14 protein-coding genes are annotated in these 18,947 nt (G+C 61.0%); 7 read left to right on the top strand and 7 right to left on the bottom strand.

Translation table 11 applies throughout. The features are described 5' to 3' along the window. Window positions 1-150: 150 nt before the first annotated feature. The 6 genes from gyrB to rpsT all read right to left on the bottom strand — a co-directional run bounded on the left by gyrB (window position 151) and on the right by rpsT (window position 8,280). The gene (gyrB, locus tag Q1A53_RS07440; RefSeq protein WP_299964615.1) at window positions 151-2,565 is read right to left on the bottom strand and encodes a DNA topoisomerase (ATP-hydrolyzing) subunit B; all 2,415 of its coding nucleotides are present in this window, start codon (window positions 2,563-2,565) and stop codon (window positions 151-153) included. Window positions 2,566-2,643: 78 nt separating this feature from the next. Next, window positions 2,644-3,264 carry a LysE family translocator gene (locus tag Q1A53_RS07435; protein WP_299964613.1) on the bottom strand — a complete coding sequence of 207 codons (621 nt, stop codon included), beginning with the start codon at window positions 3,262-3,264 and terminating at the stop codon, window positions 2,644-2,646. Continuing rightward, window positions 3,261-4,364: a DNA replication/repair protein RecF gene (gene recF, locus Q1A53_RS07430; protein ID WP_299964610.1), complete on the bottom strand. Its 1,104-nt coding sequence runs from the start codon at window positions 4,362-4,364 to the stop codon at window positions 3,261-3,263. Before recF ends, Q1A53_RS07435 begins: the two co-directional genes overlap by 4 nt. A 72-nt stretch (window positions 4,365-4,436) precedes the next feature. Then, a complete protein-coding gene (gene dnaN, locus Q1A53_RS07425) occupies window positions 4,437-5,555 on the bottom strand; it encodes a DNA polymerase III subunit beta (protein WP_299964608.1) in 1,119 nt (372 codons plus the stop codon). Between the two features lie 536 nt (window positions 5,556-6,091). Beyond that, window positions 6,092-7,468 (bottom strand): chromosomal replication initiator protein DnaA, encoded by a 1,377-nt coding sequence (dnaA, locus tag Q1A53_RS07420; RefSeq protein WP_299964606.1) that lies wholly within the window; start codon window positions 7,466-7,468, stop codon window positions 6,092-6,094. Between the two features lie 548 nt (window positions 7,469-8,016). Then, a complete protein-coding gene (gene rpsT, locus Q1A53_RS07415) occupies window positions 8,017-8,280 on the bottom strand; it encodes a 30S ribosomal protein S20 (RefSeq protein ID WP_299964604.1) in 264 nt (87 codons plus the stop codon). A 237-nt stretch (window positions 8,281-8,517) separates the two neighbouring features. Between rpsT and Q1A53_RS07410 the strand changes: the two genes are divergently transcribed. Together Q1A53_RS07410 and Q1A53_RS07405 are read left to right on the top strand one after the other, a co-directional pair. After that, the gene (locus tag Q1A53_RS07410) at window positions 8,518-9,687 is read left to right on the top strand and encodes a Hint domain-containing protein (RefSeq protein WP_299964601.1); all 1,170 of its coding nucleotides are present in this window, start codon (window positions 8,518-8,520) and stop codon (window positions 9,685-9,687) included. A 508-nt stretch (window positions 9,688-10,195) separates the two neighbouring features. After that, complete coding sequence (locus Q1A53_RS07405) at window positions 10,196-12,682, top strand: hypothetical protein (protein WP_299964599.1); 2,487 nt, start codon at window positions 10,196-10,198, stop codon at window positions 12,680-12,682. 497 nt (window positions 12,683-13,179) lie between these two features. Here the strand turns inward: Q1A53_RS07405 and Q1A53_RS07400 are convergent, their stop codons facing one another. Beyond that, window positions 13,180-14,151 (bottom strand): sulfotransferase domain-containing protein, encoded by a 972-nt coding sequence (locus tag Q1A53_RS07400; RefSeq protein ID WP_299964597.1) that lies wholly within the window; start codon window positions 14,149-14,151, stop codon window positions 13,180-13,182. 213 nt (window positions 14,152-14,364) lie between these two features. On the opposite strand from Q1A53_RS07400, the gene rfbC reads away from it, so the two are divergent. Genes rfbC through rfbA form a run of 5 tightly spaced genes read left to right on the top strand, consistent with a single transcriptional unit; the run spans window position 14,365 to window position 18,803 of the window. After that, window positions 14,365-14,922, top strand: coding sequence for a dTDP-4-dehydrorhamnose 3,5-epimerase (gene rfbC / locus Q1A53_RS07395; RefSeq protein WP_299964594.1), 558 nt, complete (start codon window positions 14,365-14,367; stop codon window positions 14,920-14,922). Beyond that, window positions 14,919-15,965: a dTDP-glucose 4,6-dehydratase gene (gene rfbB / locus Q1A53_RS07390; protein ID WP_299965260.1), complete on the top strand. Its 1,047-nt coding sequence runs from the start codon at window positions 14,919-14,921 to the stop codon at window positions 15,963-15,965. Before rfbC ends, rfbB begins: the two co-directional genes overlap by 4 nt. Window positions 15,966-16,012: 47 nt before the next feature. Continuing rightward, complete coding sequence (locus tag Q1A53_RS07385; protein WP_299964592.1) at window positions 16,013-17,059, top strand: glycosyltransferase family 4 protein; 1,047 nt, start codon at window positions 16,013-16,015, stop codon at window positions 17,057-17,059. Then, window positions 17,056-17,904 carry a dTDP-4-dehydrorhamnose reductase gene (gene rfbD, locus Q1A53_RS07380; RefSeq protein WP_299964590.1) on the top strand — a complete coding sequence of 283 codons (849 nt, stop codon included), beginning with the start codon at window positions 17,056-17,058 and terminating at the stop codon, window positions 17,902-17,904. The genes Q1A53_RS07385 and rfbD overlap by 4 nt, the downstream gene beginning before the upstream one ends. Beyond that, window positions 17,901-18,803, top strand: coding sequence for a glucose-1-phosphate thymidylyltransferase RfbA (gene rfbA, locus Q1A53_RS07375; protein WP_299964588.1), 903 nt, complete (start codon window positions 17,901-17,903; stop codon window positions 18,801-18,803). The genes rfbD and rfbA overlap by 4 nt, the downstream gene beginning before the upstream one ends. Window positions 18,804-18,947: the final 144 nt, after the last annotated feature.

Here is an 18,947-nt window from a genome sequence, read left to right as displayed (position 1 = left end):
GTGCTTTCAGCGCGACGCCCGCGGACGAACGCTGCCCTCAGTGTTATCCACATCCGTTACAGCATTTTTTATGCGATAACCTCATGAGGGAGAAAACGGCTATGAGAGTTCGCGCATACTGCTGGTGAGACTCACACACGCGGGTTCACCTCAGAAATCCAGATTCTCCACGCTTAGCGCGTTCTGTTGGATGAACTCACGCCGTGGTTCCACCACATCGCCCATCAGCTTGGTAAAGAGATCATCGGCCTCAGCCATATCATCCACCTTCACCTGCAAGAGCGTGCGCGCATCCGGGTCCAGCGTCGTTTCCCACAGCTGATCCGGGTTCATCTCGCCCAGCCCCTTGTAGCGCTGTAGCGACAGGCCCTTTTCGCCCTCCTGCAGGATCGCGTCGAGCAGATCCATCGGCCCGAGGATCTGCTGCCCGCGGTCCTTGCGCATCAGCGTCGCAGGCTGAGCGTAAATCTCCTGCAGATCCTTGGTGAAACTGCCGGTGCGCTTGGCCTCGCCGCCGCGCAGGATGCGACCGTCCAGCGTGCGCACCTCTTCCACACCGCGCAGGATCCGCGCTAACCGGATGCCGTGATCCTGCGTGATCCGCCCCTGCCAGCCGCGCTCATACTCTGGTGCGATGAGGTTCAACCGGGCGGCGACCTTATCCGCCGTGCCCTGCAGATCTGCATCCACCACGCCCGGTGCAAAGGCGCCCGCAATCGCCGCCTGCTCCAGAATATGTCGGGGATAATGGGTCGGGAAGGCTTGCAAGACCCGCCGCATCTGACGGGCCTGATCGACCACGCGGGCAAGATCTGCGCCCGCGATTTCGCTGCCCCCCGCCAGCCGCAACACAGCACCGTCGATGCCCTGCCCGATCAGATATTCCTCCATCGCGGCCTCGTCCTTGAGGTAGACCTCCGACTTTCCGCGGCTCACTTTATACAGCGGCGGCTGCGCGATATAGAGATGCCCGTTTTCGATCAGCTCCGGCATCTGCCGGTAGAAGAACGTCAGCAGCAGCGTCCGGATATGCGCTCCGTCCACATCCGCATCGGTCATGATGACGATCTTGTGGTAGCGCAGTTTGTCGATATTGAACTCATCTCGCCCGATGCCCGTACCGAGCGCCATCACGAGGTTCCCGATCTCCTGACTGGAGAGCATCCGGTCAAACCGCGCCCGCTCCACGTTGAGGATCTTGCCCTTGAGCGGCAGGATCGCTTGCGTTTGCCGGTCCCGTCCCGTCTGGGCAGAGCCACCTGCCGAGTCCCCCTCCACCAGGAAAACTTCGGTCTTTGACGGATCCTTTTCGGAGCAATCCTTGAGCTTGCCTGCAAGGAAGTTCACATCCATCGCCGTCTTGCGCCGGGTCAGCTCCCGCGCCTTTCGGGCGGCCTCGCGGGCCTGTGCTGCCTCGATGATCTTGCCAACCACGACGCGGGCCTCATTGGGGTTTTCCTCGAACCACTCGGCCAGTTTTTCGTTCACCAGCCCCTCGACCGCCGGGCGCACCTCGGAACTCACCAGCTTGTCCTTGGTCTGGCTGGAGAACTTCGGATCCGGCACTTTCACCGACAGCACGCAGGTCAGCCCCTCGCGTGCGTCATCGCCTGTGAAGTTGATCTTTTCTTTTTTGGCGATCCCGCTGGATTGCGCATAGTTGTTGATCGTCCGGGTCAGTGCCCCGCGAAAGCCCGCCATATGGGTGCCGCCATCGCGTTGAGGGATGTTGTTGGTGAAGGGCAGCACATTCTCGTGATAGCTGTCGTTCCACCACATGGCGACTTCGACGCCGATCTCGTCGCGCTCGCCGGTGATGAAAATCGGTTCCGGCATGACGGAGGATTTGTGCCGGTCGAGGTATTTGACGAATTCCTTCACCCCACCTTCGTAGAAAAGCTCAGTCCGCAGGGGCTCGGCGGGCCGCTCGTCCATCAGGATGATCCGCACGCCGGAATTCAGGAACGCCAGTTCGCGCAGCCGTTTTTCCAGCACATCGAAGGAGTATTCCAGATTGGAAAACGTCTCCGTCGAGGCCATGAAGCGCACTTCCGTGCCCGTCCTGTCCGTCTCGCCCACGACCTCAAGATGCTCGGTCGTGAAGCCGCCCTCGAACCGCGCCACATGCTCAGACCCCTCGCGCCAGATCCGCAGCTCCAGCCAGTCGGAAAGCGCGTTGACCACGGATACGCCGACACCGTGCAGGCCGCCCGACACCTTGTAGGAGTTGCTGTCGAATTTCCCGCCCGCGTGCAGCTGGGTCATGATCACTTCGGCAGCGGAGACGCCTTCTTCTTCGTGGATGCCTACCGGGATCCCGCGGCCATTGTCGCTGACGGAGACCGAGGAGTCCGCGTGGATTGTGACCGTCACCGCATCGGCATGACCGGCCAACGCCTCATCAATGCCGTTGTCCACGACCTCATAGACCATATGGTGCAGACCAGAGCCGTCATCGGTGTCGCCAATGTACATCCCGGGCCGTTTTCTGACAGCCTCCAACCCTTTGAGAACTTTGATGGAATCTGCGCCGTAGTCTTCCGGCGTCTGATCGTTGTCGGACATGCCGAACACCCTTCCTATTTTTATGATTTTATACGATTTTTGTGCGCGGATGTCACGCGGCAGCCACAATATTTTGTGTCAGGTGAATGGCAAAACCACACCGACGAGCATCAGCAACAGACCCGAGACGACGTTGATCCGTTTCAGTGTGCCGGGCCGCGTGATCCAGCGCCGCGCCCGGCCGACACCGGCGGCCAGCAACAGGTTGCCGAGCAGTGGCACAGCGACGGAGGCGGCGACAATCGCGCCCACATCCGGCGCTGTAATCTGCCGCAGATCAAAGAACCCGGGCAGCACCCCCATGTAGAAGAGCACTGCCTTGGGGTTACCCAGAATGGCGATCAGACCTGCGGCAAATCCTGGCCATATGCCCGGTCGTGTCAGCCGCCCGTCCGTGCTGATCTGCTTGTCGGCCCGGGCGATCAGCAGCGCCCCCATGGCGAGGAAGACCCCGCAGGCGATCCACCGCATCACCACCATGAAGACATCGAAGACCGACAGTATCCAGGAGATGCCAAGCACCGCCACAAGCGGCCAGAGGATATCGCCCACGGCAACGCCCAGTGCCAGCGGCCAGGCGGCGGCAAACCCGCCCGAGAGTGCCCGTGCCATCAGCGCGAGCCAGACCGGGCCGGGCGTCAGAAACAGGATCACCAGCGCCCAGCCGTAGAGCGCCAGATCCGTCGCCTGAACGGTCACGGCCGCGGGGCCACGTCTGACACGCCGGCGCTTTCGGTGACCTCGAAATACTGCGCGCGGTCACCCAGAGCATCGAAGAGGCCCCGTTCGGTTCCGGTCATCCAGGCCTGCGCGCCCACGGCCACGATTTCATTGTAAAGTGCTGCCCGGCGGTCCGGGTCCAGATGCGCCGCCACCTCGTCCAGCAGGAGGATCGGCGGTGCTCCGATATCGGCTGCGAGCGCCCGGGCGTTGGCAAGGATCACCGAAATGAGCAGCGCTTTCTGCTCGCCGGTAGAGCAGTCCCGGGCGGGGATCCCCTTTGCCTGATAGGTCGCATCCAGATCGGCGCGGTGCGGCCCCAGCAGGCTGCGCCCTGCCGCCATGTCCTGCCGTCTGCTGTCGGCCAGTGCCGTGCGCAGGTCTTGGGGGGCGTCTGGCAAGGGACCGCTGGGATGGCTCAGCACCATATCTGCGGCGGGAAAGGCCGTCGCCGCGCCCTCCTGCGCCTGTGCCAGCCGGGTGAGCGCTGCCTGGCGATTTCTGTCGATCCGCACGCCGGCCTCTGACATCTGCGTTTCCAGAGCACCGTACCATGCCGCATCCCGTACCTGATCCTTGAGCAGGCGGTTACGCTCCCGCATGGCGCGCTCATAGACGAGCGACGCCTCCGCGTGGTCGGGCGCGAAACTCAGCGCGATGCGGTCCAGAAACCGCCGCCGCCCTTCTGCTCCTTCGATCCACAGCCGGTCCATCGCGGGTATCAGCCAGACCACCCGCGCCAGTTGGGCGAGCAGGCTCTGGGTGGCCGGTTTCTCATCGATCCGCAGTTGCCGCGCGGCACCACCTTCCGAGGTGATCTCGATCTCCCGCGCGGTCGCGGAACCAGAAAGCAGCCCGGTTAGCTTCCAGCCCAGAGCCTCGGGTCGCCGCGTCATGTCCTGCGCGCTCGACCGTCGCAGCCCGCGCCCCGGCGAGAACAGCGATACCGCTTCCAGCACATTGGTCTTGCCCGCGCCATTGGCCCCGAAGAGCGCCACGGGGCGCCCGTCCAGTGTCAGCCGGGCCAGTTTGTGCGACCTGAAATGTGAGAGGGTCAGAGCCGAGAGATAAAGCGCCATGGCTCAGGCCTTTTTGTGGGTGACACGATCGGCCGTCGTCGTCGGGCGGCCACTGAGCACAGCGTCGCCGCGTCAGACGCGCATCGGCATCACCACATAAACTGCGGAGAGATCATTGCCTTCGCGCATCAGCGTTGGATCGCCCGAAGAGTTGAAAAGGAACACCGCGTTCTCGCGATCCACCTGGCTGGCGATTTCCAGAAGGTATTTCGCGTTAAAGCCGATCTCCAGCCGTTCGTCGCCATAAGCAACGGCGAGCTCTTCCTCTGCCGCGCCGGAATCAGGCGCGTTGACCGAGAGCACGAGCCGGTCCTCATCCAGTTGCAGTTTGACCGCCCGTGAGCGTTCGGAGCTGACCGTAGCAACGCGGTCCACCGCCTTGGCAAAATCAGCTGCATCGACTTCGAGCTTGCGGCTGTTGTTCTGCGGGATGACGCGCGTGTAATCGGGAAAGGTGCCGTCGATCACCTTGGAAGTCAGCGTGATCTCTGGTGTGGCAAAGCGCACTTTGGTCTCGCTCACGGATACGGCGATTTTCAGATCATCGTCCTCCAGCAGCTTGCGCAGCTCTCCCACCGTCTTGCGCGGCACGATGACACCGGCCATGTCCGCCGCGCCCTCGGGCAGATCGGCGTCGATCCGGGCCAGCCGGTGGCCATCGGTGGCCACGCAGCGCAGAACCTGCCCGCCTTCGGCATCGGCCACATGCATGTAGACCCCGTTGAGGTAGTACCGCGTCTCCTCGGTGGAGATGGCAAATTTCGACTTGTCGAAGAGCCGCCGCAGCACCGGCGCGGGGGCGGAGAAGTTCGACGCGTACTCCGACGACGCCATGACCGGGAAATCCTCACGCGGCAGTGTCGCAAGAGAGAAGTTCGAGCGCCCCGCCTCTACCGTCAGCCGCCCCGTGGCACCATCTGCCGTCAGGCTGACCAAAGCGCCATCGGGCAGCTTGCGCACGATCTCGTGCAGGGTGGTGGCGGCGACCGTGGTCGCCCCCGCGCGCTCGACCTGCGCGGGGGTCTTATCCACGACCTCTATGTCGAGATCGGTGGCGCGGAACGTTACATCGCTGCCTTCCGCCTCGATCAGCACATTGGCCAGGATCGGAATGGTGTTGCGTCGTTCGACAACTGATTGAGCCTGGCTCACCGCCTTGAGCAGAGACGCGCGTTCGATGCTGATCTTCATGTGCCTTGTCCTTCGCATCCGCCGGGAATGGCAAGGTACCCGGTTCCGCTGACTTCACAAGACCTTATTAACCGTTTTACGGGTGTTTCGCAGGGCCGTTTCCCTGCTGCATCAGATTTTTGGCACCTCATGCTGGTGGCTTCCTATCAAAGCGCGGGCAGCCCTTGGTCGCGCCGGCGGATCATCGGGTGCAACGGAAGAAAACGCTTGAAGCGTTTTGCGCGGCGCCCTTGGCATGCGGTGGTGCTCAGGGCCGGTCGGTTGAGACTCGGAGTTCGTTTTTGGTGCGTCAGATGGGAGACCAGGGGGGACTTTTCCAGCGAGATAGGGGTCCGACCCGGGCAGATGGCGGATCACATCGCGGTCGTGCTTTTGCCGGGACGCTCCTTTGCTGAATGGAAGTGCCCGGCCTTTTCAGGGCCGGGCAAAAGCAATACCATCGCTGTTTCAAAGTTGTCCGGTGCGATGAAGCACCGCGGGTTACCGTTCCCGGAGCATTACAGCACCACGCCATGGACCGCGGGCTGCTGCCGCGCCTACTCTTCCAATGCGCGGCGAAGCAATTCCAGATCTTCGGCGATTTGACCGTCCTGGACCTTTAGCTCCTCGATCCGCTTGACCCCATGCATCACCGTGGTGTGATCCCGTCCGCCGAAACGACGCCCAATCTCGGGCAGGGATCGGCTGGTCATCTTCTTGCAAAGATACATCGCCACCTGCCGTGGCCGCGCGTAGGACCGTAGCCGCTTCGGCCCGATCATGTCGCTGAGCCGGATGTTGTAGTGATCCGACACCTTGCGTTGGATCTCCTCCACCGTGATCTTGCGCTCGCTCGCGCGCAGCACGTCTGACAGGCAATCCTGCGTCAGCTCCATGTTGATCTCACGCCCAACCAGCGAGGCAAAGGCAAAGAGCCGTGTCAGAGCGCCTTCGAGCACGCGGACATTGGTCGAGATACGGTGCGCCAGAAATTCCAGCACGCCGTCATCGACCTGCAGCCCCGGGTAGTTGCGCCGTTGCTGCTCAACCTTGCTCTGCAGGATACCCAGCCGCAATTCATAGTCCGTCGGGTGCAAATCCACGACCAGGCCACATTGCAGGCGGGATTTGACACGATCTTCGAGATCCTTGATCTCACCCGGGGCCCGGTCCGCGGAGATGATGATCTGCTTGTTCTGATCGACCAGCGCATTGAAGGTGTGAAAGAACTCCTCCTGCGTGCTGTCCTTGCCGGCGATGAATTGCACATCATCCACCATCAGCACATCGACGGAGCGGAAAATCTCCTTGAAATCCATCATCTTGCGGTCGCGCAGCGCCTGTACGAAGCGGTACATGAACTGCTCTGCCGACAGATACAGCACGTTCATCTCCGGCCGTCGGGCGCGCAGCTCATGGGCGATGGCGTGCATCAGGTGCGTCTTGCCGAGACCCACGCCGCCGTACAGAAATAGGGGGTTGAAGGTGACAGGACCCCCTTCGGCCACCCGGCGCGCTGCCGCATGAGCAAGCTCGTTGGGCTTGCCGACGACAAAGGTGTCGAACGTGAACCGTTTGTCGAGCGGTGCTGTGCCCAAACCACCACCCTTGCCGGAGCCGCTTCGCGCGTTGGCTGGTTTTTGCGTCACCTGGGGGGGCGCGACGGTCTCTTGCACGGGCTCTGTTCCGGCCGGAACAGGCACGGCAAAGCGCAGACGGCGCAAGGACGGATCCTCCGCCTTCAACTCATGCAAAATCAGCTCAGCAAAGTTCTGATTGACGTAATTGCCCAGAAAATTTGTCGGCACCTCAAGCGTGGCTATCCCGTCATCCGCCGCCCGAAATTCAATCGGTTCAATCCAATTGGTGTAGTTGTTCTGCCCGACTGTCTTGAGCAACCGCTGCCTCAGCTGCCCCCATTTTTCCTTGGTCATAGTAGACACATGTCCCTTTCGCGTTTTTCCCGTGCGACACCGCGGATTTCCGATCCGGGTATTGCATCCTTCTTTGCCGTCGGCGGACATGCCTTTCCTGGCCCATTCTTGGATAAGAACAGGTTAATACCCAGCAGGCATCTATAAATTTGGCAATCCCCTCCCGTTGGCTGACGTTCTAAAACTGACGACAGCCTTTGGTCGGATAACACCGTCCGCATTTTTTTCGACAGGGCAAAACACTGGCGTAGCAGCTTTTGCAGACCTACATGCTACGGAGTTCCGCAGCATCCATCCCCTGTGTCATCCCGTTCCGCAGCGGTCCGAGATGAGCAATCAGAGCCTGTCCCCCCATGGCGACATGAATCGCAGGACCTAGGTAGCAAGTTCGCTCGCGAGACGGCAACTGATCTTCATTCTTGACTCAGGATTTTCAAAAAAGAATCTCCGAACAGGCAGAAAGAGTCTCAAAAAACGCAAAAAAGCGCCGATAAACGGCGCTTTTCATCGTCACTCCAAGTGTGTCTCTAGCAACACGTCAGGGTTGTTTATCCCAACGACTTTACCCGCGAGGAGAGTCGCGAAATTTTTCGCGAAGCGGTGTTTTTATGAAACACCCCCTTGGTGACCCCCCGCATCAGTTCGGGTTGGGCGGCGCGCAGCGCTGCGGTTGCGGCGTCTTTGTCGCCGGAGGCAATGGCCTCTTCTACCCGGCGCAGGAAGGTCCGAATGCGCGACCGGCGCGCTTTGTTGATCTGGAACCGCGTCTCGTTCTGACGAGCGCGTTTTTTAGCTTGCGGCGAATTTGCCATGGGTGCGTCACCTTTCTCGGGGTCTCATATATCGTTGTACGCGTGAAACCCGATCCGGTGAAACGGACCACGTCAGGTGATTCTAGCCAAAGCGGGCTGCACGCGCATGTCTGCCGCGGTCTGTAACCGACCGGCATGGCTTTGCAAAGCCGAAACTCCGGATAGACCAGTCGGCCGGGCGTTAGCACTCCCTAAAGCTTATACTGGTACGACCACGCGGTGGTGAAGGAGCGTGGTATGACAGCCAACCTGCAGGGCGTCCGGTTCGATCAGATCTACGCAGATAACAACCCGCAATCCAGCTCTGAGCAAACCCTTGATACCGATGGTGATGGCACCGCCACCCAAGAGGATGAGTTTGTCTCCATCACCAACGACAGCGGTGCGCCGCTGGATGTCTCCGGCTGGCAGATCTGGTCGGATTCGACAGGATATGGCGCGCCCGATACCGCTCAGGACGGGTTGTACCACACGTTTCCACCCGGCACCGTTTTGAAGACTGGGCAAACCCTGCACATCATCAATGAAATCAGCGGTCCCGTACCCCCTTGGGCGCAGGAAGCCTCCGAAGGGGGGGTTGAGTCCGGCTCGGGCGGTGTGAGCACCAACTTGCTGAGCGAAGGTAACGTCGGCTCCCATGATGAGGCCATTGCGCTCGTTAACCCCGCCACGGGCGACTACATCGTCTTCAACATGTCATCGGATCCGCCGGCAATTCAAAACCTGCCGGGCTTTCCCGGTACCAACAACGTGGGCACGGTCGATGGCAGTGCCGTCAGCGAAGATCCGACATCGGGTGTCTCCTACAGGTATCACGAGCCGACTGGTACCTACCGCAGCGAAGCGGCGTCAATCCCCTGTTTCGCCAGCGGTTGCCGCATCGACACGCCACGCGGCCCTGTTGCAGTGGAGGCGCTGCGGATCGGCGATAAGGTGCTGACCGAGGATGCGGGGCCACAGCCAGTCCGATGGATCGGGATGCAACATCTGAATGCCGATGACCTGCGCGCCACTGGCCAATACCCGATAGAATTCAAACCCGGCAGCCTCGGCCCCGGTGCACCGACCAGATCTTTGCAGGTGTCGCCTCAGCACCGACTGCTTTTGGCAGGTTTGTTGGTACCCGCGCGGGGGATAACCGACCTGCCTAGTGTACGTGTGATGTGGGGCCGCCGTCAGGTCACCTACCATCACGTACTCCTGTCACAGCACCATGTCATTCGGGCCGAGGGGGCGAAAACGGAGAGCCTTTTGCCCGGTCGTATGTTTCTGGCGGGGCGCAGTATTGCCGATCAGTTGGAGATCATGCGGATCGCTGGCCCCGACCCCAAGCCGGCCCGCAGCTGCCTCACCGTCGGTCAGGCGCGCGCGCTGGTGGCGGTTGGGGACGTGTCGCTCTCTGGGTGAGAGTTCAGCCTCGTCTTTTGTCCTGTCGGTCTGGCCTCATCGCTTCGACAGGCTTTGGTATGTTGGGCTTCGCTGATCAGGACGTCAGTTGGCCCCGACGTGTCGTCTCCCCAAAAGGGCTGGGGGCGGCGACGCGGTTCAAGGTGTCTGCGGATCTCTATATTAACGGCGTGCAACCAGAGTGATGGCAGAGTGGCGCGGGTGTCGCTCTGCACAACCGAGTACCGCGCCGAATGTAAGAGCTTTGGCCCAGGCATGCGACGCGACTTTTACCTGTCGAAGCGGAATGGGCGGGTCACTCGGGCGGTAACTGGCCTTTCTATACCGTGAGTTTTGGACCGCGCCTCTCCGCCCGTGTTGCACGCGAACGCGCCATATCCTGCGAGAGCCTCACCCTGACAAAACAGGCATCCCGGGGTGCGCACTGTCGTGTAAGAGAGAATTGGCATTTGCAGCAGATAGTGCCGGTTCGCACCGCCCAATCTCTGACTGCAAAAGGAAATCTCTTATGGCTACGTTTCGTTGCAAACCTTTTGCGGGCGGTCATATGCCGCCACCGAATGCCGGGACCGCCATCGCCGGACCAAGCGACTGGTCCGTTGCCGATGATGGATCCGCAAACGGTGATATTCTACGTCTCGATGTAAGCGCGCCACCCCAACCGCTTGATGGCTACAAAGTCGTCTACTATGAGTTGGCCTTGTCAGAGAGGAACGGCGCCACAACGATCCGGCGCGTTCTGGGGGGGCCAGCCCTGAACTATGTGCGGCGCTTTCGCGCCGACAGCCCAACGACGCCTCAGCGTGTGCAGTTGCGCACTGTCTGGCAGCGCCTGAACCAGATTTCCTGGTCCTCTACAAGCAACCCAACCTACACCCCTGCGGCGGGCGATCAGGTGGTCCAACCCACCACCGGTGCGAGCGCTACTGTCCGCACGGTCACCGGTATCAACGCCGGTTCCGACTACCTCACGCTGGAGAATATTTCCGGCAGCTTTGAGGATGAAACCGCGACCATCGTGGCCGGTAACCCCGGCAATCAGGGCAGTTCGATCCACTGCACGCATATTGATGCCAACCGCGAAACGCTGCGCAGCGAATGGTCATTGCCGCGTGATGTTCTGCCGGAGGCTGGCACGCCGCATGTCCAGATCACCGCCTCCAAGACCACCTGTCTGCAGGGTGAGGCCGTGATCCTGACGGCGCTTCCCTTCGGCTTCGAAGCGGAGCGACCCACTCACGATCTGCGGTTTCGTTTCTTTGTGCCAGCCGCGGGCGAACAGGGCGCCTATGCTGCCTTGCCGGACTATTTTGAGAGCTGTTTCGGCGAGGGTGCCAACAACCGCGCCGAAGGGTACGCGCAGGTCTGGGCCTTTGCGCCCCGGACGACAGGCTCTGTCACGGTGCACTGCGAGGTCATCGACGGTGCGGGTAATACGGCCACCGGATCCCTCGATCTCACGGTGATCCCGCCCGTCTCCGATTTTGCGGATGCGGATATTTATGCAGCGTCTGCAGCCCTGACGCCCGTACCGGGTGCCCCCGGCGCCAATGTTTACGCCACACTGGCGGAACTGGAAGCCGCCCTGCCGCAGGGTGGGGAGGGGCTGGTCCTTCTGGACACCAACGACCTGCATGGCCCGGGTGTTTTCACCGATCTGTTCTTGCAGGATTATCTGACAGAGCGGTGCGTCTTCATGCCCTATAACGCGACCGGGGTGGGGCCGTCTGCCGGGGCACGCGCGACGATGAACCGGGCGCTGACGAGCCGTGCCGCCTCCTTTGCTACCTTTGGTCTCAACCTCATTGGTCCCTACAAGCCTGCAGATCCGTTCTCCGTCACCGATTTCCCGCCCCATGGATTCAACATGGATCTGGTGGGCTATAACTCGATCGCGGAGTGCGACATCATCGGGTGGCGCGAAAACGCCAAACTGCCCTTGCCGCCGGGCAAGGCAGCCTACGCTGATGTGTATAGCACGGATTATCACAACTTTGGCTGGTTTGGCAGCGATGTCGGCGAGCATGCCCTGGCGGGCTGCTACACGTACACCAACCCGCTGTCCTGGCGGTCCATCGGCAAGGACCCCGGGAGCGACAATGCGACCGTCGGCTTCTTTGTCGATCATGGACCTTACCGGTCTTCGCGCCCGGATGGTGCACGTGGTTTTTCGAAATGCGCGTTCTTCTCGTGTTGTTCCTGGGGCGGGACCGGCTTTCCGCAGAACACCGTCCGCCTCTTTGGCAACGGCGCCACCGATCGACCGGAGATTACCTACGGCTCCGAAGTCCTGACCGAGGGTGGCTCGATCTCGATCAATTCCACGACCCGCGGCGGAGGCGAGACGACCGGGCATCCTCAGGATCTGGTGTGGGACAAGTTCTTTCACATTACCTCCATGCAGCCGGCGAGCGCGATGTCGATCGGTTTGGGGGGCGTCACGGTGCGCAACGGTGTGGTGGCGACGAGCAGCAACGCTTTCGAAGTCAACGAGGGGGGCGTCCGGACCCATTTTGGTTTTTCGAACGCCAGCCCGATCCCCGGCCAGAACGACAATGAGAACAATCCGGTTCACATCTCTTTCGTCTCCGTCGTCGATTTCAGGCTGGATTCCGGCCAGAACACCCAGGAACTGGTTTTATCCGCCAATGATCCCGCATTCCCGATGAAGAACATCTCCATCGAGAACCTGCTGACCTATGCGCCGAACTTTACCCTGACGGATCGGGGGGCAGAGCCACTGAGCGATGCACCACGTTGGACTCCGCTTTATGCGGGGCAGTACTTCTGGGATGCGACCACCCCGACGGTTGCCGCACAAAACCCGGATACCTCCTGGGCGACGCCGGCGGAGGTGACCGCGTCTTTTGAACCAGCTCCGGGATCGAACGCCTACGAGTCGGCCTCGGGTACAGTCCCCTATGATGATGTCCGAAGCCGGGTTCGTCCTTTGGGGACGGCGTCCAAAGGAGCCTACGACCCGGGAGCGGTTTGAGCCACCGCGTATAACGAGGGATACAGGCGGAAGATCCTGCCGGCTGCATCCCTCGTGTTGCATTTCTACTGCCGGGATTGGTTGGAGGCGGAATAGATCACCGCGCCGGATCCGGTATGAGAGACGCGATTTCCTCCGTCAGCATGGATGGAGCAGCGGCTTATTGTGTCGCGGCATGCTGACGGACCGGGCAGACCCGCATCAGCACTATTCTCGACGGAGGCCATTGTTTGAAATGGGGTGATTGCCGTTAGGGCCAAGCCATTGTTCCGGCAGGTAGACCCCAAGCCCTTGACCGATGCGCCGCCGATTGCAGTGCAGTTGAGGTGCTTTACGGTCTTGTCCGGGACCACCGCAGCCTATTACCCCTCTGGTCGTTTCGGTGGTCGGCACCGCAGAGTGGAGGTGAGGCTGGCGTAGTTGGGGGGGTGTTTTTGCGCCAAGATCGCGACGGGCAACCTCCTGATGCGTGGATCGTCCGATTCTACGGCACCGTTTCAGTTCCACCAATCGCTGAGGTCGAGCCCGGTCAGCGCGGCGAGCTTCGCTGTTTGGGGGCGGAACCTGGCGGTGAGCTGCTCTTCGGTCGCCTTTTCTGGTTGAGGCGGAATGTGGAGCTGGTCGTCTTTGGCCTGTGCTGCCACCCGGGTGCGCAGCTTGTCGCGCAAACCTGCGGGCAACAGCAGGCGCAGGGCCCAAAGGCCACCCAGCTTGCTGCGCATCCGGTGCAGGGCGCGTTCGTGACCGCGCCGCCGGAAATGGTTGGCCGCGACGTTTCGGGTGACGCCTTGCTTGTCGAAAACCTCGGATGACAGCGGTGCTATTCCAAGAAAATCGGTGATCTGGCGCAATGTGCCGGGGCGATCCGTCACGAAGTCCTCGAACTTCAGGAACAGGATCTGAGTGCGCGGAAAGTGAGCGCACCATGCATCGATCTGAGCCAGATAGTCGCTACCGGCCAGGCAAAGCTCTGGCGTGTCCGGCAGATGCGCGTTCGCCTGGGAGAACACCATGTCACGGGGTGCGGCATTGGCGTGCCGTTCAGGGTCGATGAACTCCTCGAAACTGCGATGCACGGAGAGGTCATTCGTCACGTTCTGATAGTTTTTGAGGATCTGTACGTAGAACGAATACGCCCGTTTTACCGGCTGGCGCATGACGTAGATCAGTTTTGCCTGCGGTGCATGTTCGGCCATTCGCGCGGCTGCATCCGGAAAGAAGGGCGAAAGCGTGTAGATGGTGGAAAACTCGCCTGTGATCTGATCCGGGCGGGCATCCTTGAAGTTCTCAGCATAGCTTTCCAGACCTGCCGCGTATTTTTCGTCCCTGGCAAAGAACTCCGGTTCTTTCGCGTCGGGCACAAACACATCGGGGTGTTGCTGAAGCAGCCTGTAAAGGCTGGTTGTCCCGGATTTGGCCGCTCCGATCACGACAAAATCAGGCATCCGCAGATCAGATCTCACTGTCATGGTCGGGCGTTCGAGAGCTGCTTGGGGATTGTTATATATATGGTTTTACGCACTTAGTCCTTGCCTCGATGCCACCCGCTGAGGCAACCACATCGGCGCATCTATTGTCAACGGACCTTGTTTTGCAAGGGGGCGGCCCCGCTTCTTTGGCGTGACAAATATGTGGGACGTTGCTAGAGGAAAGACCATAATTTTGCCAAGGTTTGGTATCCAGTGATTGTAGAGAAGACAAAGCTAGACGGTGTCGCCATCCTGACACCCAAACGGTTCGGGGATGCGCGTGGTTTTTTCTGTGAAAGCTGGAACCGGCAGGCGATGGCCGCGGCAGGCTTTGACATTGACTGGGTGCAGGACAATCACTCCATGTCAGAGCGTACCGGTACGTTGCGCGGTCTGCATTTTCAGGCGCCCCCTCATGCGCAGGCCAAGCTGGTACGGTGCGGGCGAGGCGCTCTCTTCGATGTGGTGGTCGATATCCGTCGCGGCTCGCCAACTTTCGGGCAATGGGCGGGTGCCGAATTGAGCTTTGAGAACGGGCGACAGATCCTCGTGCCGGAGGGCTTTGCCCATGGTTTCGTGACGCTGCAGCCCGAGACAGAGATCATCTACAAATGCTCGGACTTCTATGCACCCGAGGCCGATGGCGCCGTTCTGTGGTCGAGTTGCGGTGTCGATTGGCCGTTGGAGGGGGATCCGGTCTTGTCAGAGAAGGACGCCGCCGCCCCCGCGCTCGCCGATTTTGACGGCCCCTTCACATGGCAGCAGCCGTGAAGCTTCTGGTCACAGGCGGGGCCGGGTTCATCGGGTCTGCAGTGGTGCGCCGGGCGATCGCTGGCGGTCATGATGTCGTCAACCTGGATGCGCTAACCTATGCGGCGTGTCTTGAGAATGTGGCAGAGGTGAAAGGCGCGCCGGGCTACAGTTTTGTACAGGCTGATATCCGGGACCGGGCCGCCCTGGACAGGGTCTTTGCCGATCATACGCCCGATGCGGTGATGCATCTGGCCGCGGAATCCCACGTGGACAGGTCCATCGACGGGCCCGGCGATTTCATCGACACCAATATTGCGGGAACCTACAATCTGCTGGAGGCTGCGCGCAGCTACTGGACGGCACAAGGCACCCCTGAGGCGTTTCGCTTTCACCATATCTCCACCGATGAAGTCTTTGGCAGCCTGGGGCCGGAGGGGCAGTTCACGGAAACGACCCCTTATGACCCGCGCTCACCCTATTCCGCCTCCAAGGCGGCGTCGGATCATCTGGTACGCGCCTGGCACGAAACCTACGGCCTGCCGGTGGTCCTGACCAATTGTTCCAACAATTACGGACCCTATCACTTCCCCGAAAAGCTGATCCCCGTGGTGATCCTGAACGCGCTTGGCGGCAAACCGTTGCCGATCTACGGGGATGGCTCCAACGTGCGCGACTGGCTCTATGTGGAGGATCATGCCGACGCTCTGTTGCTGGTGATCGCCAAGGGGCAGGTCGGGCGGTCGTACAACATCGGCGGTGAGAACGAGTGCTCCAACCTGCAACTGGTGCAGATGCTCTGTGGCATTCTGGACGAGATGCGGCCACGGGCCGGGGGCGGGTCCTACGCCGATCAGATCACCTTTGTGCGCGACCGGCCCGGTCATGACGCACGCTACGCGATTGATCCCACCCGCATCCGCGAGGAGCTGGGTTGGCGACCCTCGGTGACGGTGGAGGAAGGGCTGCGCCTGACCGTGCGCTGGTATCTGGATAACGAGCCCTGGTGGCGCGCGCTGCAAAACCGCGCAGGCGTCGGCCAGCGGTTGGGGGTCGGGTCATGAGGCCTTTGCGGATTGGGTTTCTATCAATTCACAATCCGCATAACCGGATGAATTTCAGCGGTGTTCCTCACTATATGCTGCGTGCTCTGCAGGCACACCCACGGATTGAGGCCACCGTGATGGGAGACCATCCGCGCTATCTGCCCGGCTTTGCGGGTCGCGTTCAAAAGAAGCTCGCAAAGCCGGGGCCTCTTGATCTTGCCGCTGTCGTGGAGCCCGAAAACCTCGATCTGATCCTCAGCGTTGTATCGTCCCGTTTTGTCGCGGAACATGCCGGGCGGATGCGCGCCCCGGTGTTTCATGTGACCGATGCTACGCCGAATTTCCTCAGACAGGTCTACGGGCGCGACATTGCACCGGCGGCGGATGAGATGGAGTCCGCCTGTCTCGCGGCAGCGGCCAAGGCGGTCTACTCCTCTGACTACATGGCCCGGCGCGCGCTGGAGGAGTTCCCGGACCTGCGTCCCGAGCAGGTACATGCTTTCCCCTTTGGTCTCAATCTGGATGACATTCCTGCCGAGACGCCCTCAAAACCGCCGCTGGAGGCGCTCAACCTGCTGTTCATCGGCAGTGATTGGGTGCGCAAGGGCGGCACACTGGCCGTGTCCGTGCTGGATCAGCTGCGCAGTCGTGGGGTTAACGCAACGTTGACAGTCATGGGCAATACAGAAGCGGAAAAGCTCAATCACCCTCATGTCAGAAGCCTCGGGTTCGTTGACAAGAACACGCGAAAGGGGCGCGATATCTTCGAACGCGAACTCACACAGGCACATATGCTGCTGCACCCCACCCGCGCGGATTGCTCCGCAATGGTGGTGGCGGAGGCAAATGTCTATGGCTGCCCCGTGGTGGTGACCGATGTGGGGGGCATTGCCAGCGTGATGGACCCGGGCCAGAACGGACATCTGTTCGATCTTGAGGATGGCCCCGAAGAGATTGCCGAGCTCATCATGTCCATGGTGGGGGATGCCGACCACTACCAAAAGCTGTCCCAGACCAGCCGGGAGCACTACACGCACCGTCTGACATGGGATAAATGGGTCGAGAACCTGCTGGACATAGCCCCTGTCGTGCAGGATGGCCTGCGAAGATGAGGGGGCTTTTGGTATTCGGGCGCACAGGCCAGGTGGCCACGGAATTGGCGCTGCGCCGCCCAGACGCGGTTTTTCTGACGCACGCTGCGGCGGATCTGTCGGATCCCGAGGCCTGTGCGGCCGCACTCCGGGAACATCGTCCAGCGGCGGTGATCAATGCCGCCGCCTACACTGCCGTGGACCGGGCCGAGGAAGAAGAGGCGCTGGCCACTGTGATCAACGGTGACGCCCCCGGCGCGATGGCGCAGGCCTGTGCCGATCTGGATATCCCCTTGGTTCAGATCTCAACCGACTATGTATTTGACGGATCCGGCACACGGCCTTTTTCCACGGAAGATGCGACCGGACCACTCGGCGCCTATGGCCGTTCGAAACTTGCGGGCGAAGAGGCCGTGCGGCAGGCCGGCGGCACGCACGCGATCCTGCGCACATCCTGGGTGTTTTCCGCGCATGGTAACAACTTTCTCAAGACCATGCTACGGCTGGCGCAAACTCGCGACAGGTTGAATGTTGTTGCCGATCAGATCGGCGGGCCGACCCCCGCAGCGGGGATCGCAGAGGCTTGCCTGACCATGATCGAGAGTTTGTCGGAGGATCCGGGCAAGACCGGCACCTACCATTACAGCGGTGCACCGGATGTGTCGTGGGCCGGTTTCGCGCGCGAGATCTTTGCCGCGGCGGGGCAGGAGGTGACAGTCGAGGACATTCCCACCGCCGAGTATCCGACACCGGCGGCCCGGCCGCTGAACTCCCGCCTTGAGTGCGCGGGATTGGATGCGCAGTTCGGCATCGGGCGCCCGGACTGGCGGGCCGCTACCCGTGACATCTTGAAAGGGTTGATATGACCGCTCAGAACGGCGCGGCGCGCAAAGGCATCATTCTGGCGGGTGGCTCCGGCACGCGGCTCTACCCGATCACCATGGCCGTCTCCAAGCAGCTGTTGCCGCTCTATGACAAGCCCATGATCTATTATCCGCTGTCGGTGCTGATGCTGGCGGATATCCGTGAAATCGCAGTGATCACCACACCTCAGGATCAGGCGCAGTTCCAGCGGTTGATGGGTGATGGCAGCCAATGGGGTCTTGAGCTGACCTGGATTGTACAACCGTCGCCCGATGGTTTGGCGCAAGCCTATATTCTGGCCGAGGATTTTCTGGACGGCGCGCCCTCTGCGATGGTGCTGGGCGACAACATCTTTTTCGGCCATGGGCTGCCCGAAATCCTCGCGCGGGCCAATAGCGTGACGTCAGGTGGGACGGTTTTCGGCTATCAGGTGACCGACCCCGAACGCTACGGTGTGGTCAGCTTTGACGAGACGGGCACCCAGGCCGTAGACATCATCGAGAAACCCGAGAAACCGGCGTCGGATTATGCGGTGACAGGGCTTTACTTTCTGGACGGGAGCGCGCCTGAGCGGGCGCGGGCGGTACAGCCCTCCGCCCGGGGCGAGCTGGAAATCACATCGCTTCTGGGAAGTTACCTCGGCCAAGGGACCCTGACGGTTGAGAAAATGGGTCGCGGGTATGCGTGGCTGGATACCGGCACCCACGCCAGTTTGCTGGATGCCGGGAATTTCGTGCGTACGCTGCAGGACCGGCAGGGGTTGCAGATTTCCGCACCGGAAGAGATTGCCTATCGGAGGGGCTGGATTGACCGCCAGCAGCTTGTCGAGCATGCGCGGGTCTTTGCCAAGACCCACTATGGCCGCTTCCTGAGCCGTCTTGCAGAACGAGACGATGGGTAGGCAGCCACCGGAGTGATTCGCGGTCTGGGGCCTGATATTGGTCAATAAATCCGCGTTTGGGGGTTTTGAGTTGCAGACTCAGAGGATTGTCAACTTAGACGGGTAACGATGGGCGGAAATCGCAAAAAAATGCTATTTTGCTCG

The organism is uncultured Roseobacter sp. (assembly GCF_947496515.1).
GTDB lineage: Bacteria > Pseudomonadota > Alphaproteobacteria > Rhodobacterales > Rhodobacteraceae > Roseobacter.
The sequence above is the reverse complement of the archived record's forward strand: the minus strand, read 5'-3'. Positions and strand labels throughout refer to the sequence as shown.

Bases quoted from the DNA above. Each gene is read 5' to 3' on its own strand.
- gyrB (WP_299964615.1), bottom strand. From the start codon at position 2,565: ATGTCCGACAACGATCAGACGCCGGAAGACTACGGCGCAGATTCCATC.
- recF (WP_299964610.1), bottom strand. From the start codon at position 4,364: ATGGCGCTTTATCTCTCGGCTCTGACCCTCTCACATTTCAGGTCGCAC.
- dnaN (WP_299964608.1), bottom strand. From the start codon at position 5,555: ATGAAGATCAGCATCGAACGCGCGTCTCTGCTCAAGGCGGTGAGCCAG.
- dnaA (WP_299964606.1), bottom strand. From the start codon at position 7,468: ATGACCAAGGAAAAATGGGGGCAGCTGAGGCAGCGGTTGCTCAAGACA.
- rpsT (WP_299964604.1), bottom strand. From the start codon at position 8,280: ATGGCAAATTCGCCGCAAGCTAAAAAACGCGCTCGTCAGAACGAGACG.
- Q1A53_RS07410 (WP_299964601.1), top strand. From the start codon at position 8,518: ATGACAGCCAACCTGCAGGGCGTCCGGTTCGATCAGATCTACGCAGAT.
- Q1A53_RS07405 (WP_299964599.1), top strand. From the start codon at position 10,196: ATGGCTACGTTTCGTTGCAAACCTTTTGCGGGCGGTCATATGCCGCCA.
- Q1A53_RS07400 (WP_299964597.1), bottom strand. From the start codon at position 14,151: ATGACAGTGAGATCTGATCTGCGGATGCCTGATTTTGTCGTGATCGGA.
- Q1A53_RS07385 (WP_299964592.1), top strand. From the start codon at position 16,013: ATGAATTTCAGCGGTGTTCCTCACTATATGCTGCGTGCTCTGCAGGCA.
- rfbD (WP_299964590.1), top strand. From the start codon at position 17,056: ATGAGGGGGCTTTTGGTATTCGGGCGCACAGGCCAGGTGGCCACGGAA.
- rfbA (WP_299964588.1), top strand. From the start codon at position 17,901: ATGACCGCTCAGAACGGCGCGGCGCGCAAAGGCATCATTCTGGCGGGT.